Source organism: Paenibacillus sp. JT22N7 (assembly GCF_059383875.1).
Map to the genome: position 1 here is coordinate 286,001 of NZ_JBXENY010000002.1, position 20,613 is coordinate 306,613.

The window sequence follows — 20,613 nt, forward strand, 5'->3', positions numbered from 1 at the left end:
GTTTCCGTTTTGATAGTCAATTTTATAGTGAAAAATGCTGTCCTGCTACCGCCAGCACAATTATATAGCAGAGGGAGCAGCCGAGAAATACAAAGTCCAATGGGCGAATGCGCAAATAGGCGAGCTTCAGCTTCTTCGCGTCCGGGCTGACTAAGGAATAAGTAAAGCCACGCACCTCCAGCGCTTCAACCGTTGTGCGGGTGCGCTTCGCCGTATTCAGTATGAGCGGATAAAAGGCGCGGACGCTAATCGTCGCCAAGTAGACGAGGGAGCGCCAGCCGAAAATCCCTTTCCGCTGCGGCGAGCGTCCACGAAGGCGGAAGGAATGAATAATGTTGTGATATTCCTCGATAAGAATCGGCAGCATTCGGTAGCCATACGATACGCCGAAGCTGAACTGCGCCGGCATGCCTAGACTGAGCAGCGCATCGCTCAGCTTCTCGGGGTCCATGCTGGAGAAAACAGCAATGCTGGCGAGTGAAATGAGCAATATTTTCAGCGTAAGTGTCATGAGGGGCCAGAAGCTGGAGAGACTTCCGCCGAAGAGCAGCGAACCGAGCAGAATGTAGCTGATTTCGCTGACGAGCCCAATGCCCATAATGATGAGGACGAGCGGGCTGACCTTGGAGGACAAGGTGAGCGCGACGATTGGCACGAGCAGCCCCAGCAAAATGAATTTGTTATGAATGAACCATGGCGCTATAGCGAAAAAAGAATACCAGATGATGAGAATCCTCGGGTCGAAGCGCGATAAAAAAGTAGATTGGCGGCCGAAGGCGGTGCGCATCAGCTCGATTTTGATTTGCTCGACGCTGAGCTTGTCGATCAAATTTTGTTTAATGGCTTCCACTCGTGATGGCCTCCTCTCTAGGCAGCTGCTCTGATGTGTCCGCAGATGCAGCCCCAGTCAGGCGGCAAAGCAATTCGTCAACGGACAGACACGGCGGCTCCAGGCCGAGCCGATCGCTGAGCAGCGTAATTTGCGGCGGAATGAGTCCGGCCTGCTCCAACACGTGAAGCTCGCGGAACAAGGAACGCGTATCTGTATCCAGCAGCACCTGGCCGTTATGCATCACGATGACGCGATTCGCCCATTCGGCAACAAGTTGCATATCGTGGGTGGCGATCAGCGTCGCTTTGACCTGATCCTCCAGCTCGGCAAGCATGGCGGTCATTTCGCGCCGGCTTGAAGCATCGAGACTTGCCGTCGGCTCATCGAGCAGCATCACCGTAGGACGCATCGCGAGGCCAATCGCAAGGGTAGCTCGCCGCTGCTGCCCGCCGCTTAACAATCTGCCATCGCGATCCTGAAGCTCGGTGAGCCGCAGCCGCTCCAGCACTTCATCGGTAAAGGCTGAATATCCCGCTTTATTTCGGGCTTTCGGGAAAAACTCCACATCCTTGCGCACCGAATCCTCAATAAACATTTCCTCCGGATGCTGATAGATGAAGGAGACGAATTCAGACAGTTGCTCGGGCGAATGGCGCCTCGTTAAGCGGCCGCAAACGGCGAGCTCGCCCTTATTTGGACGGCGGATGCCGGAAATAAGCTTAAGCAGTGTCGATTTGCCCGCTCCATTGTTGCCGACGAGCGCAATTCGCTCGCCCTCGTAAATCGAGAGATTGAGATCGCGAATAACAGGATGCAGCGCTCGCGTTATCGTTTTGTAGCCGTAGGACACATGCTCGAAGCGAATCAACTCTTGCGGTGACGCGGCATCTGCAGCCTTAGCCAGCACTGAGCTTGAATTGGCGGAATGGCTGAGCGCTTGCGAATCCTGCTTTTCTATAAACCCAGCCTGCTTAGTAGAATGAAAAGCGGCTTGCAACTGATTAGCTTTTTTGGCACCAGCCACTGCTTCCGCATCATTCTGAAAATAAACCGCAGCCTCCGCCAGCGTAATCGGATATAGCGGAGCTGCTGCCGTTGCTGCCGCTGTTTGCCCGCGCCGGGCTTCCCAATTTCGCACCGCCAAGGTGACCTGCGGCGGCAAAATATTCAGCGCTGCCAATTCATCGACGCGGGACAGCGCCTCCTGTACAGGCTTGATCCAGCGGATGGTGCCGCTATCCATCAATACGACTTTATCGCAATAATCGGCAATAAATTCAGTATGATGCTCAATGACGATGATCGTTTTGCCGTATTGCTTGTTGAGCATGGCGAGCTTATCATAAATCAGCTTGGCATGATAAGGATCAAGCTGGGCGACGGGCTCGTCCACGATGATCACATCGGGATCAAGAGCGAGCGCGCCTGCCAGCGCAGTCATATGCTTCTGCCCGCCGCTAAGCTGCCAAATCCACTGGTCGCGCAAAGGCTCAAGACCAAGCATAGCGAGCGCCCTTTCCCCGCGCTGGCGATAGTCCGCATAGCCGTAATTAAGCGGTGCAAAGCAGGCTTCATCGTACACAGTCGGACGCACGAGCTGATTTTCAAAATCCTGAAAGACGTAAGTCACCTTCCGCGAAAGAGAGGACACCGTTTCGTTTGCGGCATCCATGCCAGCTACCCGAATCGAGCCGCTCAAATCGCCAACATAATAATTAGGGATAAGCCCGTTCAAGCATTTGCAGAGCGTCGATTTGCCGCTCCCATTCGTCCCGGCGATGGCGATAAATTCGCCAGGCTGAATCGTCAGCTTTATATCGTGCAAAGCCATCCCTTCAGCACCTGGATATTGAAAGCAAACGTCGTTCATTTCAATAATAGGAGCTGTAGCCGCAGCGGCAGCAGCTCGTGAGGTCATCGTTGCGGCATTATGATGCTGTAGGTTGCTCAAAGCTTCATATCCCCCGGCTTCTGGATAGTTTTTGCTTTGGAACGCATCGCGAATGCAACGGTTACGAGCAGGACGAGCGCTGCGGCACCGATGCTCACCCACATATAGCCGCTGCCATATTGCTCAATAAATTCCGGCTCCCAGACGGCGAAGTTTATATCTGACTCGGCCAGAAATTCGGCGACGACCGCAAGGAAGAAAAAGCAAATGCCCGTAATGAGCAAGCGCGGCGTCATCAGCTGTCCAAGAGAGAGCGGAACCCGGCTGTCGCGCGGCTTCATGCCGAGCAGCGGCTCGATTTTTCCATAGAGTCTTGGTACGAGAAACAGCGTTGGCAGCAGGGAGAAGAAGATGCCGGTAATGACCATGGCGTTCAGGAAGCTAAGGCCCTCAATGAGCAAAATGCTTTCTGGAAGCCCCGGCACCGCTTCAAATTCCTCAATCCCAAACCATACTTTGCCGACATCGACAATCGTGCCGAGCATTTGGTCAATGCCTACTGCAACGAAGGAAGCTAGAGCAAGCTGCTTGCGATTGCGGGGATCGCTGACGAGCAGTCCGGCAACGTACATGGCGAGTGAGAACTCAATGAATTTTTCCAGCTCCCCGAGTCCGCCGAATTGCCCGAGCAGCAGCTCTCCGAAAATAATCTCGCCGAAGGAAGCGCCAAGCGCGGCATACAGCGGGTTGAACAAAATACATAAAGTGAGCGGGATAAAGGCAAAATATTCGACCTTGATTTCAATCGGCCCAAGCTTGAGCTCGGGGATAAGCTCGGAGAACATATTGGAAATGCCGTAAAGCGACATAGCCAGTATGAACACCATAAGCTTCTGGGATTGCGTCAATTCGTAACGGCGTTTAAGCGCGGATGTCACGTTTAATTCCTCCTAAGCAAAATGGGATTGAGGCGAAATTCGCTTCGCCTGCCTCAGTGCAGCAGCGAACTCTTTTTCAATATATAGAGGAACTGTTAACGCATCATCAACGAATTATTTCGTTTCTGTAAAATAATTTTCATAAATTAATTTGTGATAAAAAACTTTCATAAAGCTGCAGCGAATGCTATACTGCTGATGAAAGCCTGCTTTTGAGGCACAGGCACAGGATCAGGCACAGGCATAGGGAGGGCACATCATGGTACCGATTAATATCAAAATGGATTTGGACAAAATGTCAAAAAGCCAGCAGGCGATAGCCAATTATGTAGCGGGCGCGCTTGCGCAAATTCCCTATTGCACGGAGGAGGACATTGCGCAGGCGGTTGGGGTCAGTACGGCGACCGTTTCGCGTTTTTGGGCTACGATTGGTTTTGCCAATTTGAAAGCCTTCAAGAAGCATTTGCTGCAAAATGAACATGCTACCCCTGCTCATAAAATGAAGCAGATTTTAAATAAGGTCGATTCGGAAGAAGCCGATGTTGTGGGCGAAATATTGGACATAGCTGCAAATAATGTTGCGGTCACGAAGCAGCGGGTGGAGCGGGCAGCGTTTCATCAGACGGTGGAGGCCATTCATGCTGCGCGTAAAGTTTATATTTTTGGCTCGGGGGCGGCGGTCTGTCTCGTTGCGCTTCTGCAATTCCGCCTGAATCGGATTGGCGTACAGGTGGTAGCGATGGAGGCTAGCGGCAGCGAGCTGTTTGAAACGTTGTCTCACACGGGGGAAGAGGATGTCGTGCTGATGTTTGGCTTTGTCAGGCGGTCGCCGGAGCTGACGGTTATTTTGGAGCAGGGCAGGGCGGCGGGTTATCGAACGGTGCTGGTCACGGATTTGCTCGTCTCGGATATGCTGGAGCAGAGTGATATTGTGCTGCAATTGGATCGGGGGGAGCTGGAGGGCTTTCATTCGATGACGGCTCCCGTTGCATTGGTGGATGCTTTGACGGTAGCTGTGACGAAGCGGCAAGGCCAGCAGGCGCTTAATCAGCTGGATCGGCTCCATGCGCTGCGCAAGCGCTATGCTGCGCAGCTTCCGAAGTAGGGAGCTAGCAAGCCGCGTGTTGGTATAGCTGTCTTTTTCTACGAGGGGTTTTGATCCGTATTCTCTTGATTGTCTTTGTTATTAAAACAGGCTTTCCTGCGGCGATAGACGATGTGGGCTAGATTCAGAATACCCGTCACGATGGCTAAAATAGAGGGGAGTATTTGAAGAAAGGTCGGCAAGGTGGCTCCGTTGCCAACGGGGCCTGTTTTCGGCTGCAAGGCTTCCCAATAGCCAAAAAGAATAGCGGTAAAACCGACAAAAATTAAAAATAGCGACAGCACAAGAACTAATTTTTCGTTTCTCATCGCAATTTCCCCCCGGGTACAAGGATCAGCCTGCAATAGCGCGCAGCAGCCTTTTATATACTCCTTACTACGAAAACACACCCTAAAATGTTACAATTTACAAAGAAGCTGTCTTTTAGACACTTATGCACGCATGGGTAAATGTGGATTTTTAAGGAAAGGCTGAATCATAATGAATCAAATTGACTATGAGGCTTTTTATAATGAGGTTGGAGCGAGCAATGGCTGGGATTTCAGCAGGCTGAAGTGTATGTCGGAGGAAGCGAAGTGGGACTTGTATCAGGAGGTCGTCAAGCTTAGCCGAAAAACCGATCTTCTGCTCGATATTGGTACAGGCGGCGGGGAAGCTATTTTATCAATTGCGGACTGTGCCCTGCTGCTGGTGGGCATTGATTTATCTACAGGCATGGTCGACACCGCAATGAAAAATATTACGAAGTCCGGGCGCAGCAACGTTCGCGTCCTGCCAATGAATGCGGACAAGCTGGATTTTCCAGACCGCTTCTTTCATATCGTTTCCTGCAGGCATTCAGCCTTTAATGCTCAGGAGGTAGCTCGTGTGCTGGAGAACGGCGGTACATTTCTGACGCAGCAAGTGAGCGAGAACGATAAGCTTAATCTAAAGCAGGCGTTTGGAAGAGGGCAAGCCTATGGGGAGATGCCAGGCTCGCTCAAGGAGCGGTATATATTGGAGCTGACGGAAGCTGGCTTTACGAAGATTGAGGTTATGGAGTGGAACGTCGCGGAGTTTTATGAGACGGCGGAGGATTTGATTTTTCTGCTTAAGCATACGCCGATTATTCCGAATTTTGGGCGGCAGCCGGAAGATTTTGAGCGATTAGAAGCGTTCATTAGGGACAATAAGTCGGAAAGAGGCATCAAGACGAACGCAGAGCGGTTTATGATTAAAGCACAAAGGTAGAAGCAGGGGGCACAAAGGTGAGAGAACAGCAGTTGATCAACAGTCAGAAAAGGCCAATTACGATAAACAACATCGTTCAGGACTTGCGAAGATTAGGCGTTCGAGAGGGCGATTCCGTGCTGGTGCACGCCTCCTTGTCGCGCTTGGGCTGGGTATGCGGTGGTCCGCAAGCTATGGTGCAGGCGCTTATGCAGGCGGTTGGGGATGAAGGCACATTAATTATGCCTGCGCAAAGCGGAGATTGGAGCGATCCCGCCGAATGGGGCAATCCGCCAGTTCCAGAGGAGTGGTATGAGACGATTTATCGGGAGCTTCCGGCTTTCGATCCGGCTTTGTCGCCAACGCGGGGAATGGGGCGTATTGCCGAGTTGTTTCGCACGTTTCCGGCTACGGTGCGTTCAGCGCATCCGCAGGTTTCTTTTTGCGCCAATGGCAAGTATGCGGAGCTTATTACATCTGAGCATATGCTAAGTCCGCAATTCGGCATGGCGTCACCACTTGGGAAGCTGTACGGCTTGGGCGCCAAGGTGCTGATGCTGGGGACGGGGTATGAATCCTGCACAAGCTTTCATCTGGCTGAAGCGATGAGTGAGCGTCTTCCGACGAAACAGCTGGGAACTGCTATTTATGAAGGGGACGAGCGAGTATGGAAATGGTTTACGGATTTCGCCTATGACTCGGCAGATTTTGCACAGATTGGGCAGTGCTACGACTATGAAGGCTCCGTGCAAAAAGGCGCGGTAGGCAGCGCCGAGTGCCGGCTTTTTGATCTGAAAGAGGCAGTTGATTTTGCCAAGCAGTGGCTGATGATCCATCGTTCGATGGAGTGAAAAAAGGTTATGCCGATGCAGGTGCGAATCGGAAGCTCCCATAAAAACCCTAGGGGATTCGCACCTCAAAATTTGTCGAATCATGACGAAAACGAAGGGCTTCGGGAAAAGTCAATATTTTATTTTGACTTTGTTCGTATGGAGGATCTTGAAAATATATACAATTGATGCCATGATGGAATCAATTGTATGTATTTTCGCTGTCGCACTCCGTATGGAGTGCGTGGATTGAAACCGACCTCTATCCCATCACGCTTAATCAGGTATCGTCGCACTCCGTATGGAGTGCGTGGATTGAAACCTTCGTCATACGGGATACCCCCATCTTGGTCATAGTCGCACTCCGTATGGAGTGCGTGGATTGAAACAAGAGGCGGCAGCGCTGAGGGGGCGTATTGACGGTCGCACTCCGTATGGAGTGCGTGGATTGAAACTGCTGAAAGATCGGCATGTTGCAGGTTCCTACATCGTCGCACTCCGTATGGAGTGCGTGGATTGAAACTGGCAGGAAGTCAGGCAGGTGATAGGGTGTTTGAGTCGCACTCCGTATGGAGTGCGTGGATTGAAACATCGCCCGTGGTGGCCGCTGCTGTTTTTGCACAAGTCGCACTCCGTATGGAGTGCGTGGATTGAAACTTCGCGACGTCCAGTGCGGTTACTTTCGACATTTCGTCGCACTCCGTATGGAGTGCGTGGATTGAAACATGTAATTTGCTGGGCGCTTGATGATGCCTTTCGGTCGCACTCCGTATGGAGTGCGTGGATTGAAACATCGGATGCCGCGGGTATGGCCGAGAGATTGAAGTCGCACTCCGTATGGAGTGCGTGGATTGAAACATTAGTCACAGGAGGCAAATCCCCAGTTGTTGTTGGTCGCACTCCGTATGGAGTGCGTGGATTAAAACCAATATCCCCACATATCAATACCATAGATACGTGCGTCGCACTCCGTATGGAGTGCGTGGATTGAAACACCACAACAGCAGCGACTTTCTTACCTTCATCATCGTCGCACTCCGTATGGAGTGCGTGGATTGAAACTGGAATCGCCTTGCGGTTTCTCTACGGCGATTTGGTCGCACTCCGTATGGAGTGCGTGGATTGAAACAGTACAGCAAAAATTTAATTGATAGATTTGCCTCGTCGCACTCCGTACGGAGTGCGTGGATTGAAACTTTCGCTGGTAGAAGCTAGCAAAATGATCGTTGAAGTTGCACTCCGTACGGAGTGCGTGGATTGAAACGCCGCTAGCTTGAGGTGCTTTAACAAACAGAATAGTCGCACTCCGTACGGAGTGCGTGGATTGAAACGATAGCCCTTGCGTGATATCTCGAATATGCCGCGTCGCACTCCGTACGGAGTGCGTGGATTGAAACCCTGTTGGGGAAGCGTAGGGTACAAGCGTACCCGGTCGCACTCCGTATGGAGTGCGTGGATTGAAACGATATGCTGAAGTGGATGCCGTGGATTGAAACTCTATCGTAAACCAGGCGCAGTGTTGGTGTTTGAACGTCGCACTCCGTATGGAGTGCGTGGATTGAAACATTAATTGGAAGAACGGAAAAGGGATTATTAAGCGTCGCACTCCGTATGGAGTGCGTGGATTGAAACGTATGGGAAAGCATACCTGCGGCTTTTTTTATTGTCGCAATCCGTATGGAGTGCGTTGATTGAAACAAGTGTGAGGTTGCTGGCGCTGCCGTTAATTAAGTCGCACTCCTCACGGAGTGCACAGATTAATTCACTAGTAGCCAAGGAGGGTTTCTATGAAATATTGCACAAAAGAATGGTATGAAGAAATGCAGATTGCCGGGATAATGTGCATATATGAGACAGAAGAAGAGTGGGAGGAGTACCTCGCCTATTTTCGCTCAGAAGGCATAGACTATTTACAATCACAGCGCGAATGGTTAGAAGAAAAAAGAACACCTGCTAAAATACCTCCCCGAAGCCTTCCATCCCTACATACACGACGGCACGTTGAACACGATTTACCCGCCTCCTGAATTGAAGGAAATGGCGAAGCAGTGGAAGCAAGACTATGATGATCGCATGCGAAAATTGGCTGAGACCTACAACAGCTATTATAAATCGATTAAAAATGAGCTTCCGCCCAATGCGGTCAAGCTATTCGAAAATACGCTTCACGATGCCAAAGTTATCTCTTACGATCGGCTCGATGAAGCAACGTTTATTCTATATTTAGACTGTCGCGGCTCTTATCATTATTTTACGGATATTAAAATCACGTTTTACGGAGTCAAGCATTTGGAGCTTCCGGATCTTCCTGAAAATATGTGGTGGCTGTACGATGAAATTTACACGATTGACGGTGGCTTTGAGCTCAGAGTGCTGCTGGATTCGCTAAAAGCGTTCATTATTTCCGCTGTCGATGTAGAGATTGAAGTATTAGGCGAGCCGCAAAGCCGATAGCTAAAAGAGCCTATTTAATTTTCAAAAAAAGGATCGTGAGAGCATGAAAACGATATATCTAGTCCGTCATTGCCAAGCAGAAGGCCAAGAGCCTGACGCACCATTAACAGCAGCTGGAATAGAGCAAGCGCAGCAATTGGCTGCTTTCTTAGCGAAAAAGCGGATAGAAGGCATCATTTCCAGCCCTTTTGAGCGGGCGTATCGCACCATCTCTCCATTAGCTGACGCCACTGGCCTGACTATAAAGCTGGATGAGCGGTTAACCGAGCGAGTTTTATTAGGTCAAAATCATCCAGACTGGCGCGAAATGCTTCGTCAAACCTATGAGGACATGGATTTATGCTACGAGGGTGGGGAATCCAGCCGTACCGCTACAAATCGGGCCGTTCAAGTCGTTACCGAGGTGCTGAATAGCAGCTGGAAAAATACCGTAATCGTCTCACACGGCAACCTCATTTCGCTGCTGCTCAAGCATCTGGATCAGGCAGTCGGATTTGAGGAATGGGAAGCCTTATCCAATCCCGACGTGTACGAGCTTTCCTTCACCGATGCGGCTTCCAGCTTCAAGCGAATTTGGATGCCCTGACAACGCATAGCGTTAAAAGCCAAAAATCCCCTGAGCACATACAAGCGCTCAAGGGATTTTCTCGTTAAAGCGGGTGATAACAGCTTTGCTAAATGCAGCGTGCGGCCGCCCTTATTTTTTCGCGTAAAAGCTTACCGTTCCCGTGCTCTCATCCGCGCTGACAAACAAGCTGCGTCCTTGTACGCGGTGAATGCCTTCCGGCGATTCTCCAGCCGTTGGAATCAAGCCGAGGTAGACAGGGCTGGCAGCATTAGTGATATTGAAAAATAAAATTGTATCCGCGCGTTCCGACGCTACTGCGGCAAGGGCTGTTCCGTCGACTGTCGCGACGGTCAGATTTTCGACCTCACTGCCTTTGTTCGGGCTGCGGTCATCGGGATACAAGCCGACTTTAGCTGTCGCCTCGTCAATCAGGTTAGCGCTGTCGTATACCCGCTTGCCCTCCAAATCCCATACCGCGATGTTGCGGCCGCCGGCCTTCACGCCGTCTTTAAATTCATTTTTGCCCAAGTCGCCTTCATTGGCGGTCAGCACGTATTTGCCATCTGGCGAAAACGCAATGCCATCCGGCTCATAACGGGCGGTCAAATCCTGCGTAAACCGCACATTCCCATCGTCCTCTAAATCGGCTTTGTGCTGCGTCGTACCGAGCGAGAAAATCCGAAGGAGCTTTTTCGTTTTTAAATCGACAATCGCGATGGCGTTGTTTTCCTGCATCGTTACGGCTGCGGTTGCGCTATCCGGGCTGATTGCCACATATTCCGGCTGCGGATCATGCGGATATATGGCTCCCTCTACATCGTCCAAAGGAGTAGCAATATCCACAACCTCGCCCTTCAGCGGGTCGCCGTCTGCAAAAGAAACGATCATTATGCTGCCAGGGCGCTTCGCATTTGCAAAATCGATTTCATCCGCAGCTTTATCAATCTCCTCATCCTCAATCGCGATCACGGCATTCAGCCCGTCCGGCGAAAGCGCGATGGAATCAGGGCCGATGCCAAGCTCATATGTTTTTACGGTTTTGTAGGTAGCCAAATCGACTACGGCAAGCAGCCCTTTGTTCGCTTTGTTCACATCATCGCCCGTACGGATGACTGCCAATCCATAGCTGCCGTCCTTGGATACGGTGACGCTGGTCACTTCCGCATCTGCGGAAAGGTCATGGAAGCTGACGGTTTTCAGCACGCTCACTTTGTTAATGTCCGCGATGTCCAGCACAGAAATGCTGCCATTGTCCGCTTCAGTAACGAGCAGGCGCTTGCCGTCTGGCGTAGAAGCGGCGATTTCGGCTTTTTCGCTTGGCATTTGGAAGGAGGAGGCAAGCTCAAAGCCGGTTTTATTTTGCTGCTGAACGAGCTGCGCCTTCAGGCTGTCCAGCGCTTTTTTGGAAACATAGGTTGTGCTTTTCGTCAAAAGGGAAGGGCTTCCAATTTCAGTTGCGGCACCGTTAATCGTTGCGGAAGAAGAGCCGATCGGGAACGATGCTTTTAAACCGCTTACCGTAATTTCAGCGCTGCGGCTGGCGGCGTCCCATGTTACTTCGCCTTGCATATTTTCGATCGCTTGGCGCAGCTTCACATAATCGCCAGCGGGCGCATCAGCAGCGAGAGCGGCAGGGGCGAAGGCGCCTGTCCCGGCAGCGAGCATCGTCGCGACTGACATCATTTGAACAAGTTGCTTAACCGTTTTCATAAGCTTACAAATCCCCTTTATCCTTTTTTTAAGATCGTATGTAGAATCGTTCTAAGTATATAAATAGATTGTTAAAGGCATATCAAGGGACGGAGCTAGTTTTGTAAAAACGGCGAAAGAGCAGCTTCCAAATAAGGGAAGCAACGATATAATAGAATCCGCCTGTCTGGTTTTCACGGCTGCTGCTGGCAGCGCTAATGGATATTTATGAGGCGTGGCATCAGCAATTAAAGCAGCGCAACGAACCCTTTTATTTAAAAATATGGCTGTATGAGCCGAGTTTCATATCCTCGCAGGTGGTTGCGGCGAGTGGCGAGCAGCTGCATTATTATGATCACGCATTTGAGCAAAATACGATGATGCAGGCTATAGCAGACGAACGTCTTGCTAAGCTTCCGCTGCTGTACAAAATCAAGGACGTGGAGCATTTTGCCTGGCAGCTCCATATAGATGCCGAGTTTCATTATGAGTCCGAGCTAGACGATGATCTGGCATCAGGATTTCGAACGGAGCGGGAAGTTAAGCGTATCAAGAGCAGAGCTTATAATGTGGAGAAGCAGCAATGGGGTGGACAACCAGATACGTTATACAAGCTGCAAGCTGGTGACGTATGGGTAGGAGAAAGGCGGGTATGGACAGGCGATGAATCCGAAGGATAATCAAGAGAAACATCAAGAAGACCAACTAGAAGACCAACTAGAAGACCATCAAGAGCAACAGGCGAACGAGGCAATTCTATTAGCTGCCGAGCAGTTCGTCAGGCAGACGCTGGAGCGAGAGTACACGGGACACGATTGGCAGCATATTCGCCGGGTTACACAGATGGCAAAGGCCATTGCCCGCGAGGAGCAGGCGAATTTGTTCATATGCGAGCTGGCGGCGCTGCTGCATGATATCGCGGATGCCAAGCTGAATGCTAGCGAAGCCGCAGGCTTGCAGAAGGTGCGGAGCTGGCTGGAGCACCATAACGTCCATCCACAGGACTCCGCACATGTAATGGAAATCATTTCGACGATGTCCTTCAAGGGCGGCGGAGGCAAGGCGATGAGCACGCTGGAGGGCGAGATTGTGCAGGACGCCGACCGGCTCGATGCGATTGGCGCCATTGGCATTGCGCGAACGTTTGCTTATGCGGGCGCGAAGGGCCATCTGCTGCATGATCCGAATGTGCGGCCCCGCACGGAAATGACGGAGGCGGAATACCGGAGTGGCGAAGCGACGGCGGTGCACCATTTTTACGAGAAGCTGCTTAAGCTTAAGGATTTAATGAACACGGCCTACGGGAAAAAGCTTGCCGAAAAGCGGCATCAGTTCATGCTAGCCTACCTGGAGCAGTTTTATGCCGAATGGGATAGTGAATGCTAACCATAAGTTGACATTACAAATTCATATATGGTATATAAAAATTAGGATTAGCACTCAGGCATGAAGAGTGCTAAACTAGACTTAGCCTTACGCAGCCTAATAATGATGATTATTGAAGGGAGATTTATTCGTGGCCAAGAAACAGTTTAAAGCGGAATCGAAGAGATTGCTGGAAATGATGATTAACTCCATCTATACGCAGAAGGAAATCTTTTTGCGCGAGCTGATCTCCAATGCTAGTGATGCAATTGATAAAATCTACTACAAAGCATTATCCGATGATCAATTGGTATTCAATCAGGCGGATTATTATATTAAAGTAACGGCGGATCAAGAGGCGCGCACGCTGACGATTGCCGATACAGGTATCGGAATGACCAAGGAGGACCTGGAGAACAATCTCGGCATTATTGCGAAGAGTGGCTCGCTGGCCTTCAAGAACGAAAATGAAGCGAAGGACGGCCATAACATCATCGGCCAGTTCGGCGTTGGTTTTTATGCGGCGTTTATGGTGGCGGACGTTGTAACGGTAACGAGCCGTGCCCTCGGCAGCGAGGAAGCGTTCAAATGGAAATCCGAAGGTGCAGACGGCTACACGATTGTGCCGGCTACGAAGGATACCGTCGGAACTGAAATCGTGCTGAAAATCAAAGACAATGCGGAAGAAGTCAGCTACGACGAGTTTTTGGAGCAATATCGCCTGCGTGCAATCATTAAGAAATATTCCGATTTCATTCGCTATCCAATCAAGATGGATGTTGCCGGACAACGTCCGAAGGAAGACAGCGAAGGCGAATTCGAAGAGTATTCTGAAGAGCAGACGATTAACAGCATGGTGCCGATCTGGCGCAAAAATAAAAACGAGTTGACGCAGGAAGACTACGACAACTTCTATATGGAGAAGCGCTATGGCTTCGACAAGCCGCTTAAGCATATCCACATCAGTGCAGACGGCGCGGTTGTATACAACGCGATTCTCTACATTCCAGAGCATACGCCGTTCGATTATTACACGAAGGAATTTGAGAAAGGCCTTGAGCTGTACTCTAATGGCGTGCTCATTATGGACAAGTGCTCCGACCTGCTGCCAGATTATTTTGGCTTCGTGAAAGGGATGGTCGACTCCGAGGATTTGTCGCTGAACATTTCCCGCGAGCTGCTCCAGCATGACCGCCAGCTGAGCCTCATTGCCAAAAACATCAAAAACAAAATTAAAAGCCAGCTTGTGAGCCTGCTCAAAGACGAGCGCGACAGCTATGAGAAGTTCTACAAAGCTTTCGGCAGACAGCTGAAATTTGGCGTCTACAACGATTACGGCGCAAACAAGGATACGCTGCAGGACTTGCTGCTGTTCAGCTCCTCCAAGGAGAAAAAGCTCGTATCGCTCGATGAGTACGTAGAGCGCATGCCGGAAGATCAGAAGTACATTTATTATGCTTCGGGCGCATCCATTGATCGCATTGAGAAGCTGCCGCAAACGGAAATGGTATTGGACAAAGGGTACGAAATTTTGTACTTCACGGATGATATCGACGAATTTGCGATTAAAGTGATTTTGAAATACAAGGATAAAGAATTTAAATCCGTTTCGAGCGGCGATCTTGGCATTGAAGCGGATCCGAGCGAGGAAACGACAGAGGCGGAAGCGACTGACAACAAGGATCTGTTTGAGAAAATGCAAACGATTCTCGAAGGCAAAGTATCCGGTGTTCGCGCTTCGAAGCGCTTGAAATCGCATCCGGTATGTTTGACCTCGGAGGGCGAAGTGTCCATTGAGATGGAGAAAATTCTTCAAGCGATGCCGGACAGCCAAAATGTGAAAGCGGACAAGGTGCTCGAAATCAACGTCAACCACGAGATTTTGCAGTCGCTCAAAACCGCTTTCGCCAGCGATGAAGAGAAGCTCGGCCTGTACACGAACCTGCTGTACAACCAAGCGCTGCTCATTGAAGGTTTGCCAATTCAAGACCCGGTTGAATTTACGAACGCAATGTGCAAAATCATGGTGTAACAGCCATAAGCATGCTTAAGAGGGCTTTCCCTAGAGCAGCGTTAAGCTGCTTTAGAGAAGGCCCTCTTTTTTATAGATGCGTTCTGTATATTTGGTGATGGCTTCATCATAATCGGGATATGCATACCCAAAGCTTGCTGCCACGGTTTTAGAGTATTTTCTAAACAGCTCATAGCAGGTGAATAGAGACTGCCACATGTTGGGGTAGCTATTTTCAGCATAAGTAGAAAGCAGCGCTTCCCAATCCTCTTCTGAAAGGTAACGGTTAATAAATTTAAAATTTTTCCCGACGCTAAAGGAATAGCCTTGCTCTATGCCAATTTGCCAAGCCATCATTCGCAGTAAATTAGGACGGGCAATTTCGCTTAAATGATCAATCGCGAATAGAATTTCTTCCCTCGCCAGGCCTTTTACAACGTAAGTAGAAACCATCCAAAATTCATTGCAGCAATCGTCAAATTCTTTTGCGGTTGGCGGCTTCGTCCAATATTGACGGTCAGTTGGGAGCACTTCATTTTGCACAAGCGACTGTTTATCAAGCAGCACCTCGACTAAACCGTCGCTATTCGTAAAATAATCTTCTATCTCGTCGATTGGAATTAGCGTCAGGTCGAGCTTATGCCCATCTTCAAAAATAATGAGATAGGAAAACCAATTGCCTAATTCGGGCGGGAATAGCTCCATATCCTCAGGCTTCTGCATCATAATCCGTTTTCCGAAGCTGTTCAGCCAATCCTCATTTTCCTTGAAAGCCTCCATATCGGTCACAAAATAGGAAACATCAAAATCCTGAAATAGATCAGGGACGATGTTTTTGTTGGTGCGTGAGCCTTCGAGCGTTGCAAGTACAATTCTCGAATCATTGGCAGCAAAATCGATAAGCAGCTTCATCATTTCCTGTTAGCTTCTCAATGGTAGAATACTCCATTCTAAATTTGTCGTTCCATTTGTTATATAATTTTTATAAAGAAAATTCTATTTTCATTATAGCTTACAGCTGCTTAGGCTACAGCCTACCAAAAAAGGAATCAGCTGCAATCACAATAGAACCGTTGCCTATTCTCAAGTATTCCGTTATAGTTAAACTAATTTCATACGAAATGCGGGTGCTGGATAAAGTCTGGCTGAGATAGGGAACTTGTTTTCCTGACCGTTAATCTGATCCAGGTAATGCTGGCGTAGAGAACATAACGAAACGTAGCCATTCGTGTATTCTCGAATGGTTTTTTTGTATTTCTCCGCAGAAAAACGCGGCTTTGTCTAGGGCGGTGTTTTGGACGAGCTGCGAGCATTGCTTTCCTTCAGGAAAGGGGAGAAAGTAGATGACAGAAGCGTGGATTGAAGCATTGCAGCAGCAGGTGGATGAGCGCCAGGATGAGCTGTTCGCACTGTTAGCCGAGCTGGTGGCGTATCCAACCGTCAGCCCTCCGGCACGCAATACGCTGGAAGCCCAGCAGTTTTTGGAGAAGCAGCTGCAAGCGAGCGGTTTTGCAACTGAGCTGTGGGAGGTTTACCCGGGCGATCCAAACGTGACAGCGGTAAAACGGGGCACCGATAGCAAGCGTTATCGCAGCCTGCTGCTCAATGGGCATATGGATGTTGCCGAGGTGGGCGACAGCGGCGGCTGGAAGCATGATCCGTTCAAGCTGTTGCTGGAGGATGGACGCGCCTATGGGCGTGGAACCGCCGATATGAAAGGCGGGCTTGCGGCATTGCTGTTTGCAAGCAAGCTGCTGACCGAAGCGGGTGTGGAGCTGAAAGGGGATTTGCTGTTCCAAGCCGTTATTGGCGAGGAAGCGGGCGAGGCAGGTACTCGCGCTTGTATGGAGCGCGGCTGCGAAGCGGATTTCGCCATCGTCGCTGATACGAGCGGGCTGGCGATTCAAGGACAGGGCGGCGTTATAACCGGCTGGGTCACCTTGCAAAGCCCGAAGACGTTCCATGATGGCATGCGTTCGCGCATGATCCATGCCGGAGGCGGCGTTCAAGGAGCCAGCACGATTGAAAAAATGGCAAAGCTGATCGCAGGGCTTCAAGATTTGGAGCGCCACTGGGCCGTGAGCAAATCTTATGAAGGTTTTCCTCCCGGTTCCAATACGATTAATCCTGCGGTTATTGAAGGCGGGCGCCATGCCGCTTTTATCGCGGACCGCTGTTCGCTTTGGATTACGGTTCATTTTTACCCGAATGAAGATTATGAAACGATAGCGTCCGAGATTGAAGAGCATTTGCTTGGCGTGGCGCAGGGCGATCCGTGGATGCGCCACAATCCGCCAACCTTCCGCTGGGGAGGGCGCTCGATGATCGAGGAGCGCGGCGAAATTTTCCCTTCGCAGGAGCTGAACCGTCAGTGGTCGGGGCTGAAGGTGCTGGAGCAAAGTCATCAGCAAGTGCTTGGCGTACTGCCCGCTGTTGGCATGAGCCCAAGTGTAACCGATGCGGGCTGGATCGGCAGGGAAGGCATCCCGACGGTCATTTATGGTCCAGGGCAGCTGGAGCATGCCCATGCGGTAGACGAGAGTATCGACATCAACGAGCTCATTTATTATACAAAAGTAATACTCGGCTTCATCGTCGACTGGTGCAACCGCCCGAAAGCGGAAGCGGAGAGCAGCGTGTAGTGAGTAGCGTGTAGTGAGTAGAGAGTAGTGAGTAATGAGTAGCGTGCAGTGAGTAGTGAGTAGTGAGCAGCGAGTAGCGTGCAGTATGCAGCATTTAGTGTGTAGTGTTCATTATGTAGCTTGTAGTTGTCGAGCGGACAGAGAAGCCGTTAATTTGTGAAAATCAACGATTTTGCCTTGTTCGCGGACTCAGATGCAGTTATTGGCTGCAAAAATCCTATAAAGTCCCCGTTTTTCACGGAATAGCGGATTTCCTGTCCGCGAACAAGATTAAAGTGGCCAAATCGCTGAAATAGCGGATCTCCTGTCCGCTGGCCCGACTGAATCGACTAAATCGGCTAAATCGACCAAATCGCGGATATAGCGGAACGTCAGTCCTCGAACATAAGTCGGATTAATGAGAGTAATGTTAAAGTAGCAGTTTTTATTGTAGTCAATGTATTTGAATAAACGAGATGAGCATATAAGAGAGAGCGAATCACTCTCTGTTAAATAAAAAGCCGGATGAAAGAAGGGAGCAGCGGAGTGAAAGGTTTGAGCTGGAGAAGCGCAGCGATCGAAAGCCAAACCTTTCACGTAGCGCAGCAGTCCTTTTTCATCAGGCGTCCGGAGGACATGATGAGCAAGTTTAGCGATAGATTATATCAGGCAAGCCGCGAAGTATGGCAGAAAAGCCACGAGCATCCTTTTCTCGTGGAAATGCGGGAAGGAACGCTGGATCCGCAGCGCTTCATCTATTATCTCAAGCAGGATTACGTCTATTTAATCGACTATGCAAAGCTGTTCGCCTACGGCAGTATAAAAGCTGGCGATATGGCAACAATGGTCAAATTCGCCGGGCTGTATCATTCCACGCTGCATGTGGAAATGGAGCTGCACCGCCAGTATGCCGACCGTTTTGGCGTGACGCGCGAGCAGCTTGAGGGCACGCAGCCTGCGCCTAGCAATATCGCGTATACGAAATATATGCTTGACGTGGCGGCGAATGGCTCGCTCGCAGAGGTTGTAGCGGCGCTGCTGCCGTGCATGTGGAGCTACCGCGAAATTGGCGTAACCTTCGCCGAATATCCGGGCGCATTGGAGCATCCGCTTTATAAGGAATGGATTCTCATGTACAGCTCGGAGGAGTTCGGAGAGCTGACGAACTGGTGCATTGGCCTAATGGACCAATTGGCAGCAGGGCTTCCAGAGCGGGAGCTTGCGAAGCTGGAGGAGCATTTTGTTATAACATCGAAGATGGAATATTTATTTTGGGATATGGCATATCGCGGGGAGGAGTGGCCAGTGTGAGCATATTGAAAGGTCAGCCGGGAGAGCAGGGGCTTAAAAAGGCGGCGGGGGCAAGCGAGACAGAAGCAGAAGCATTAGAAGCAGCAGTAGCAGACGCAGCAGAAGCAGCAGATGCAGAAGCAGCAACAGCAACAGCAACAGCAACAGCAACAGCAACAGCAACAGCAGTGAGAACGACCGCTTCTGCACATAGCGAAAGCAACGAGCCAGCAGGCCTTAGCGTCAGCGGACTGACGTATGCTTTTCCCGGCGGGCCGCCGCTGATTGAAGGGCTTGACCTGCATATTAAGCAGGGCGAGTTCGTCAGCGTGCTTGCGGCGAGCGGCATGGGCAAGACGACGCTGTTCCGGCTGCTGGCCGGACTGCTGGAGCCGCAAGCCGGCACGATTACGATTGGCGGCTTGAATCGCCAGCAGCAGGCGGCAAAGATCGGCTATATGCCGCAGAAGGATTGCCTTATGCCGTGGCGGACGGTGCTGGATAATGCCGCGCTCGGCATGGAGCTGGCAGGAACGCCGAAGAAGGAAGCGCGCCAGCGGGTGCGGGAGCTGCTGCCGGATTTCGGCCTCGCCGGAACCGAGGCGAAGTATCCGCATGAGCTGTCGGGCGGCATGCGCCAGCGGGTATCGTTTCTTCGTTCGCTGCTGGGCGGCGGCGAGCTCTTTTTGCTCGATGAGCCGTTCAGCGCCCTTGATGCGATGACGAGAGTCAGCATGCAGGAATGGCTGCTGCAAATATGGGAGCAGCACCGCAAAACGATTGTTTTTATTACCCATGACATAGATGAAGCGCTCCTTCTGTCGGACCGGGTGCTGGTGGCGGCGAAGGCGCCGGTTGCCGAGCTGGTGGAATATCCGGTGGCACTGCCGCGTCCACGTACCTACGAGACGATGCTGAGCGAGCCGTTTGTGGCGTTAAAACGCCAGCTGCTCGGGCATTTCGGGCATGCGCACACAGCGGCCAGCTTAGAGGGGGGAAGCCGATGAAGCGCTTTTTCAAAAAGCATATGCCAGTTGTGCTGTTCATCCTCCTGCTTGCCGTTTTGTGGGAAGCTGGAACGCGAATATTCCAAATTCCCCATTATATTATCCCGCGGCTGTCTGATGTGCTCGTCTCCATAGCGGAGAACAGCGGGCTGCTGGCGCGGCATTTCGCCATCACGTTAGGCGAGGCGCTGCTTGGGCTGGCGATTTCAATCGTGCTGGGAACGTTGTCGGCGATCTGGATCGACAGCTCATCTCTGGCACGCAAAACGCTATATCCGCTCGTTGTCGCCTCGCAGACGATTCCGATTATTGCGCTGTCGCCGATTATGGTCATGTGGTTTGGCTATGAAATAGGCAGCAAAATCGCCGTTGTCATGCTGTTCACCTTTTTCCCCATTGCGATGAATACGGCGGACGGCTTCCGCTCAGCGGACCCGGATATCGGGGAACTGCTGCGGACGATGGGAGCAGGCAAGCGCGAGCTGTTTCTCAAGTGGAAAATCCCTTCGGCGCTGCCGGAGTTTTTCACGGGGTTGAAAATGGCAGCGGCGATCAGCGTCGGCGGCGCCACGCTTGGCGAATGGCTGGGCGGCGAAGCGGGGCTGGGCATGTACACGAAGCGGGCGGCGAATATGCTGCGCGGCGAAAGTGTTTTTTCCGGCGTGCTGCTGCTGTCAGCAATGGGCATTATGTTATTTTTAGCCGTATTGGCGCTTGAGCGAATCTGTCTATCCTATCGGAAAGAATCGAAGGTAGGCCGGTAAGGGGGCCCCAAGGCGGAGTGCCGCTCAAGCTTTATGGCC

General features: G+C 51.0%; 17 protein-coding genes, 1 pseudogene and 1 CRISPR repeat array. Of the genes and pseudogenes, 12 read left to right on the top strand and 6 right to left on the bottom strand.

Annotated features, from left to right (window positions below; translation table 11 throughout):
• Window positions 1-22: 22 nt before the first annotated feature.
• From AC50Y5_RS05955 to AC50Y5_RS05965, 3 genes are read right to left on the bottom strand one after another with little or no spacing between them, the layout of a single operon-like run.
• Window positions 23-850 (bottom strand): energy-coupling factor transporter transmembrane component T family protein, encoded by an 828-nt coding sequence (locus AC50Y5_RS05955; protein WP_494859141.1) that lies wholly within the window; start codon window positions 848-850, stop codon window positions 23-25.
• Window positions 837-2,783 carry an ABC transporter ATP-binding protein gene (locus AC50Y5_RS05960; protein WP_494859142.1) on the bottom strand — a complete coding sequence of 649 codons (1,947 nt, stop codon included), beginning with the start codon at window positions 2,781-2,783 and terminating at the stop codon, window positions 837-839. Before AC50Y5_RS05960 ends, AC50Y5_RS05955 begins: the two co-directional genes overlap by 14 nt.
• Window positions 2,780-3,661: a DUF8171 family membrane protein gene (locus tag AC50Y5_RS05965; RefSeq protein WP_494859143.1), complete on the bottom strand. Its 882-nt coding sequence runs from the start codon at window positions 3,659-3,661 to the stop codon at window positions 2,780-2,782. Before AC50Y5_RS05965 ends, AC50Y5_RS05960 begins: the two co-directional genes overlap by 4 nt.
• A gap of 259 nt (window positions 3,662-3,920) precedes the next feature.
• Between AC50Y5_RS05965 and AC50Y5_RS05970 the strand changes: the two genes are divergently transcribed.
• On the top strand, window positions 3,921-4,766 hold the full coding sequence (locus tag AC50Y5_RS05970) for a MurR/RpiR family transcriptional regulator (RefSeq protein WP_494859144.1): 846 nt from the start codon (window positions 3,921-3,923) through the stop codon (window positions 4,764-4,766).
• 38 nt (window positions 4,767-4,804) lie between these two features.
• Here the strand turns inward: AC50Y5_RS05970 and AC50Y5_RS05975 are convergent, their stop codons facing one another.
• A complete protein-coding gene (locus AC50Y5_RS05975; RefSeq protein WP_494859146.1) occupies window positions 4,805-5,074 on the bottom strand; it encodes a hypothetical protein in 270 nt (89 codons plus the stop codon).
• Window positions 5,075-5,246: 172 nt separating this feature from the next.
• Between AC50Y5_RS05975 and AC50Y5_RS05980 the strand changes: the two genes are divergently transcribed.
• The 4 genes and pseudogenes from AC50Y5_RS05980 to AC50Y5_RS05995 all read left to right on the top strand — a co-directional run bounded on the left by AC50Y5_RS05980 (window position 5,247) and on the right by AC50Y5_RS05995 (window position 9,845).
• On the top strand, window positions 5,247-5,996 hold the full coding sequence (locus AC50Y5_RS05980) for a class I SAM-dependent methyltransferase (protein ID WP_494859148.1): 750 nt from the start codon (window positions 5,247-5,249) through the stop codon (window positions 5,994-5,996).
• 17 nt (window positions 5,997-6,013) lie between these two features.
• Entirely contained in the window at window positions 6,014-6,826 is an 813-nt protein-coding gene (locus tag AC50Y5_RS05985; RefSeq protein WP_056035947.1) for an AAC(3) family N-acetyltransferase, read from the top strand.
• A 202-nt stretch (window positions 6,827-7,028) separates the two neighbouring features.
• A CRISPR array of direct repeats spans window positions 7,029-8,503; the repeat unit is 33 nt; unit sequence GTCGCACTCCGTACGGAGTGCGTGGATTGAAAC.
• 140 nt (window positions 8,504-8,643) lie between these two features.
• Window positions 8,644-9,259 (top strand): annotated as a pseudogene (locus AC50Y5_RS05990) (DUF4085 family protein).
• A gap of 43 nt (window positions 9,260-9,302) precedes the next feature.
• On the top strand, window positions 9,303-9,845 hold the full coding sequence (locus AC50Y5_RS05995; RefSeq protein WP_494859150.1) for a histidine phosphatase family protein: 543 nt from the start codon (window positions 9,303-9,305) through the stop codon (window positions 9,843-9,845).
• 111 nt (window positions 9,846-9,956) lie between these two features.
• On the opposite strand, the gene AC50Y5_RS06000 is transcribed toward AC50Y5_RS05995, so the two are convergent.
• Entirely contained in the window at window positions 9,957-11,537 is a 1,581-nt protein-coding gene (locus AC50Y5_RS06000; RefSeq protein WP_494859152.1) for a choice-of-anchor I domain-containing protein, read from the bottom strand.
• 197 nt (window positions 11,538-11,734) lie between these two features.
• On the opposite strand from AC50Y5_RS06000, the gene AC50Y5_RS06005 reads away from it, so the two are divergent.
• The 3 genes from AC50Y5_RS06005 to htpG all read left to right on the top strand — a co-directional run bounded on the left by AC50Y5_RS06005 (window position 11,735) and on the right by htpG (window position 14,913).
• The gene (locus tag AC50Y5_RS06005; protein ID WP_494859156.1) at window positions 11,735-12,196 is read left to right on the top strand and encodes a hypothetical protein; all 462 of its coding nucleotides are present in this window, start codon (window positions 11,735-11,737) and stop codon (window positions 12,194-12,196) included.
• On the top strand, window positions 12,180-12,902 hold the full coding sequence (locus AC50Y5_RS06010) for an HD domain-containing protein (RefSeq protein ID WP_494859160.1): 723 nt from the start codon (window positions 12,180-12,182) through the stop codon (window positions 12,900-12,902). Before AC50Y5_RS06005 ends, AC50Y5_RS06010 begins: the two co-directional genes overlap by 17 nt.
• A 130-nt stretch (window positions 12,903-13,032) precedes the next feature.
• Window positions 13,033-14,913 (top strand): molecular chaperone HtpG, encoded by a 1,881-nt coding sequence (gene htpG, locus AC50Y5_RS06015; protein ID WP_494859162.1) that lies wholly within the window; start codon window positions 13,033-13,035, stop codon window positions 14,911-14,913.
• 51 nt (window positions 14,914-14,964) lie between these two features.
• Here htpG and ant(6) read toward each other — a convergent pair whose 3' ends face one another.
• Entirely contained in the window at window positions 14,965-15,807 is an 843-nt protein-coding gene (gene ant(6), locus AC50Y5_RS06020) for an aminoglycoside 6-adenylyltransferase (RefSeq protein WP_494859164.1), read from the bottom strand.
• Between the two features lie 428 nt (window positions 15,808-16,235).
• Here ant(6) and AC50Y5_RS06025 point away from each other — a divergent pair, with 428 nt between their 5' ends.
• From AC50Y5_RS06025 to AC50Y5_RS06040, 4 genes are all read left to right on the top strand, one after another.
• Window positions 16,236-17,534 (top strand): acetylornithine deacetylase, encoded by a 1,299-nt coding sequence (locus AC50Y5_RS06025; protein ID WP_494859166.1) that lies wholly within the window; start codon window positions 16,236-16,238, stop codon window positions 17,532-17,534.
• Window positions 17,535-18,152: 618 nt separating this feature from the next.
• The gene (tenA, locus tag AC50Y5_RS06030; RefSeq protein WP_056035925.1) at window positions 18,153-18,824 is read left to right on the top strand and encodes a thiaminase II; all 672 of its coding nucleotides are present in this window, start codon (window positions 18,153-18,155) and stop codon (window positions 18,822-18,824) included.
• Window positions 18,821-19,810 (top strand): ABC transporter ATP-binding protein, encoded by a 990-nt coding sequence (locus AC50Y5_RS06035; protein ID WP_494859168.1) that lies wholly within the window; start codon window positions 18,821-18,823, stop codon window positions 19,808-19,810. The genes tenA and AC50Y5_RS06035 overlap by 4 nt, the downstream gene beginning before the upstream one ends.
• Entirely contained in the window at window positions 19,807-20,574 is a 768-nt protein-coding gene (locus AC50Y5_RS06040) for an ABC transporter permease (protein ID WP_494859170.1), read from the top strand. The genes AC50Y5_RS06035 and AC50Y5_RS06040 overlap by 4 nt, the downstream gene beginning before the upstream one ends.
• Window positions 20,575-20,613: the final 39 nt, after the last annotated feature.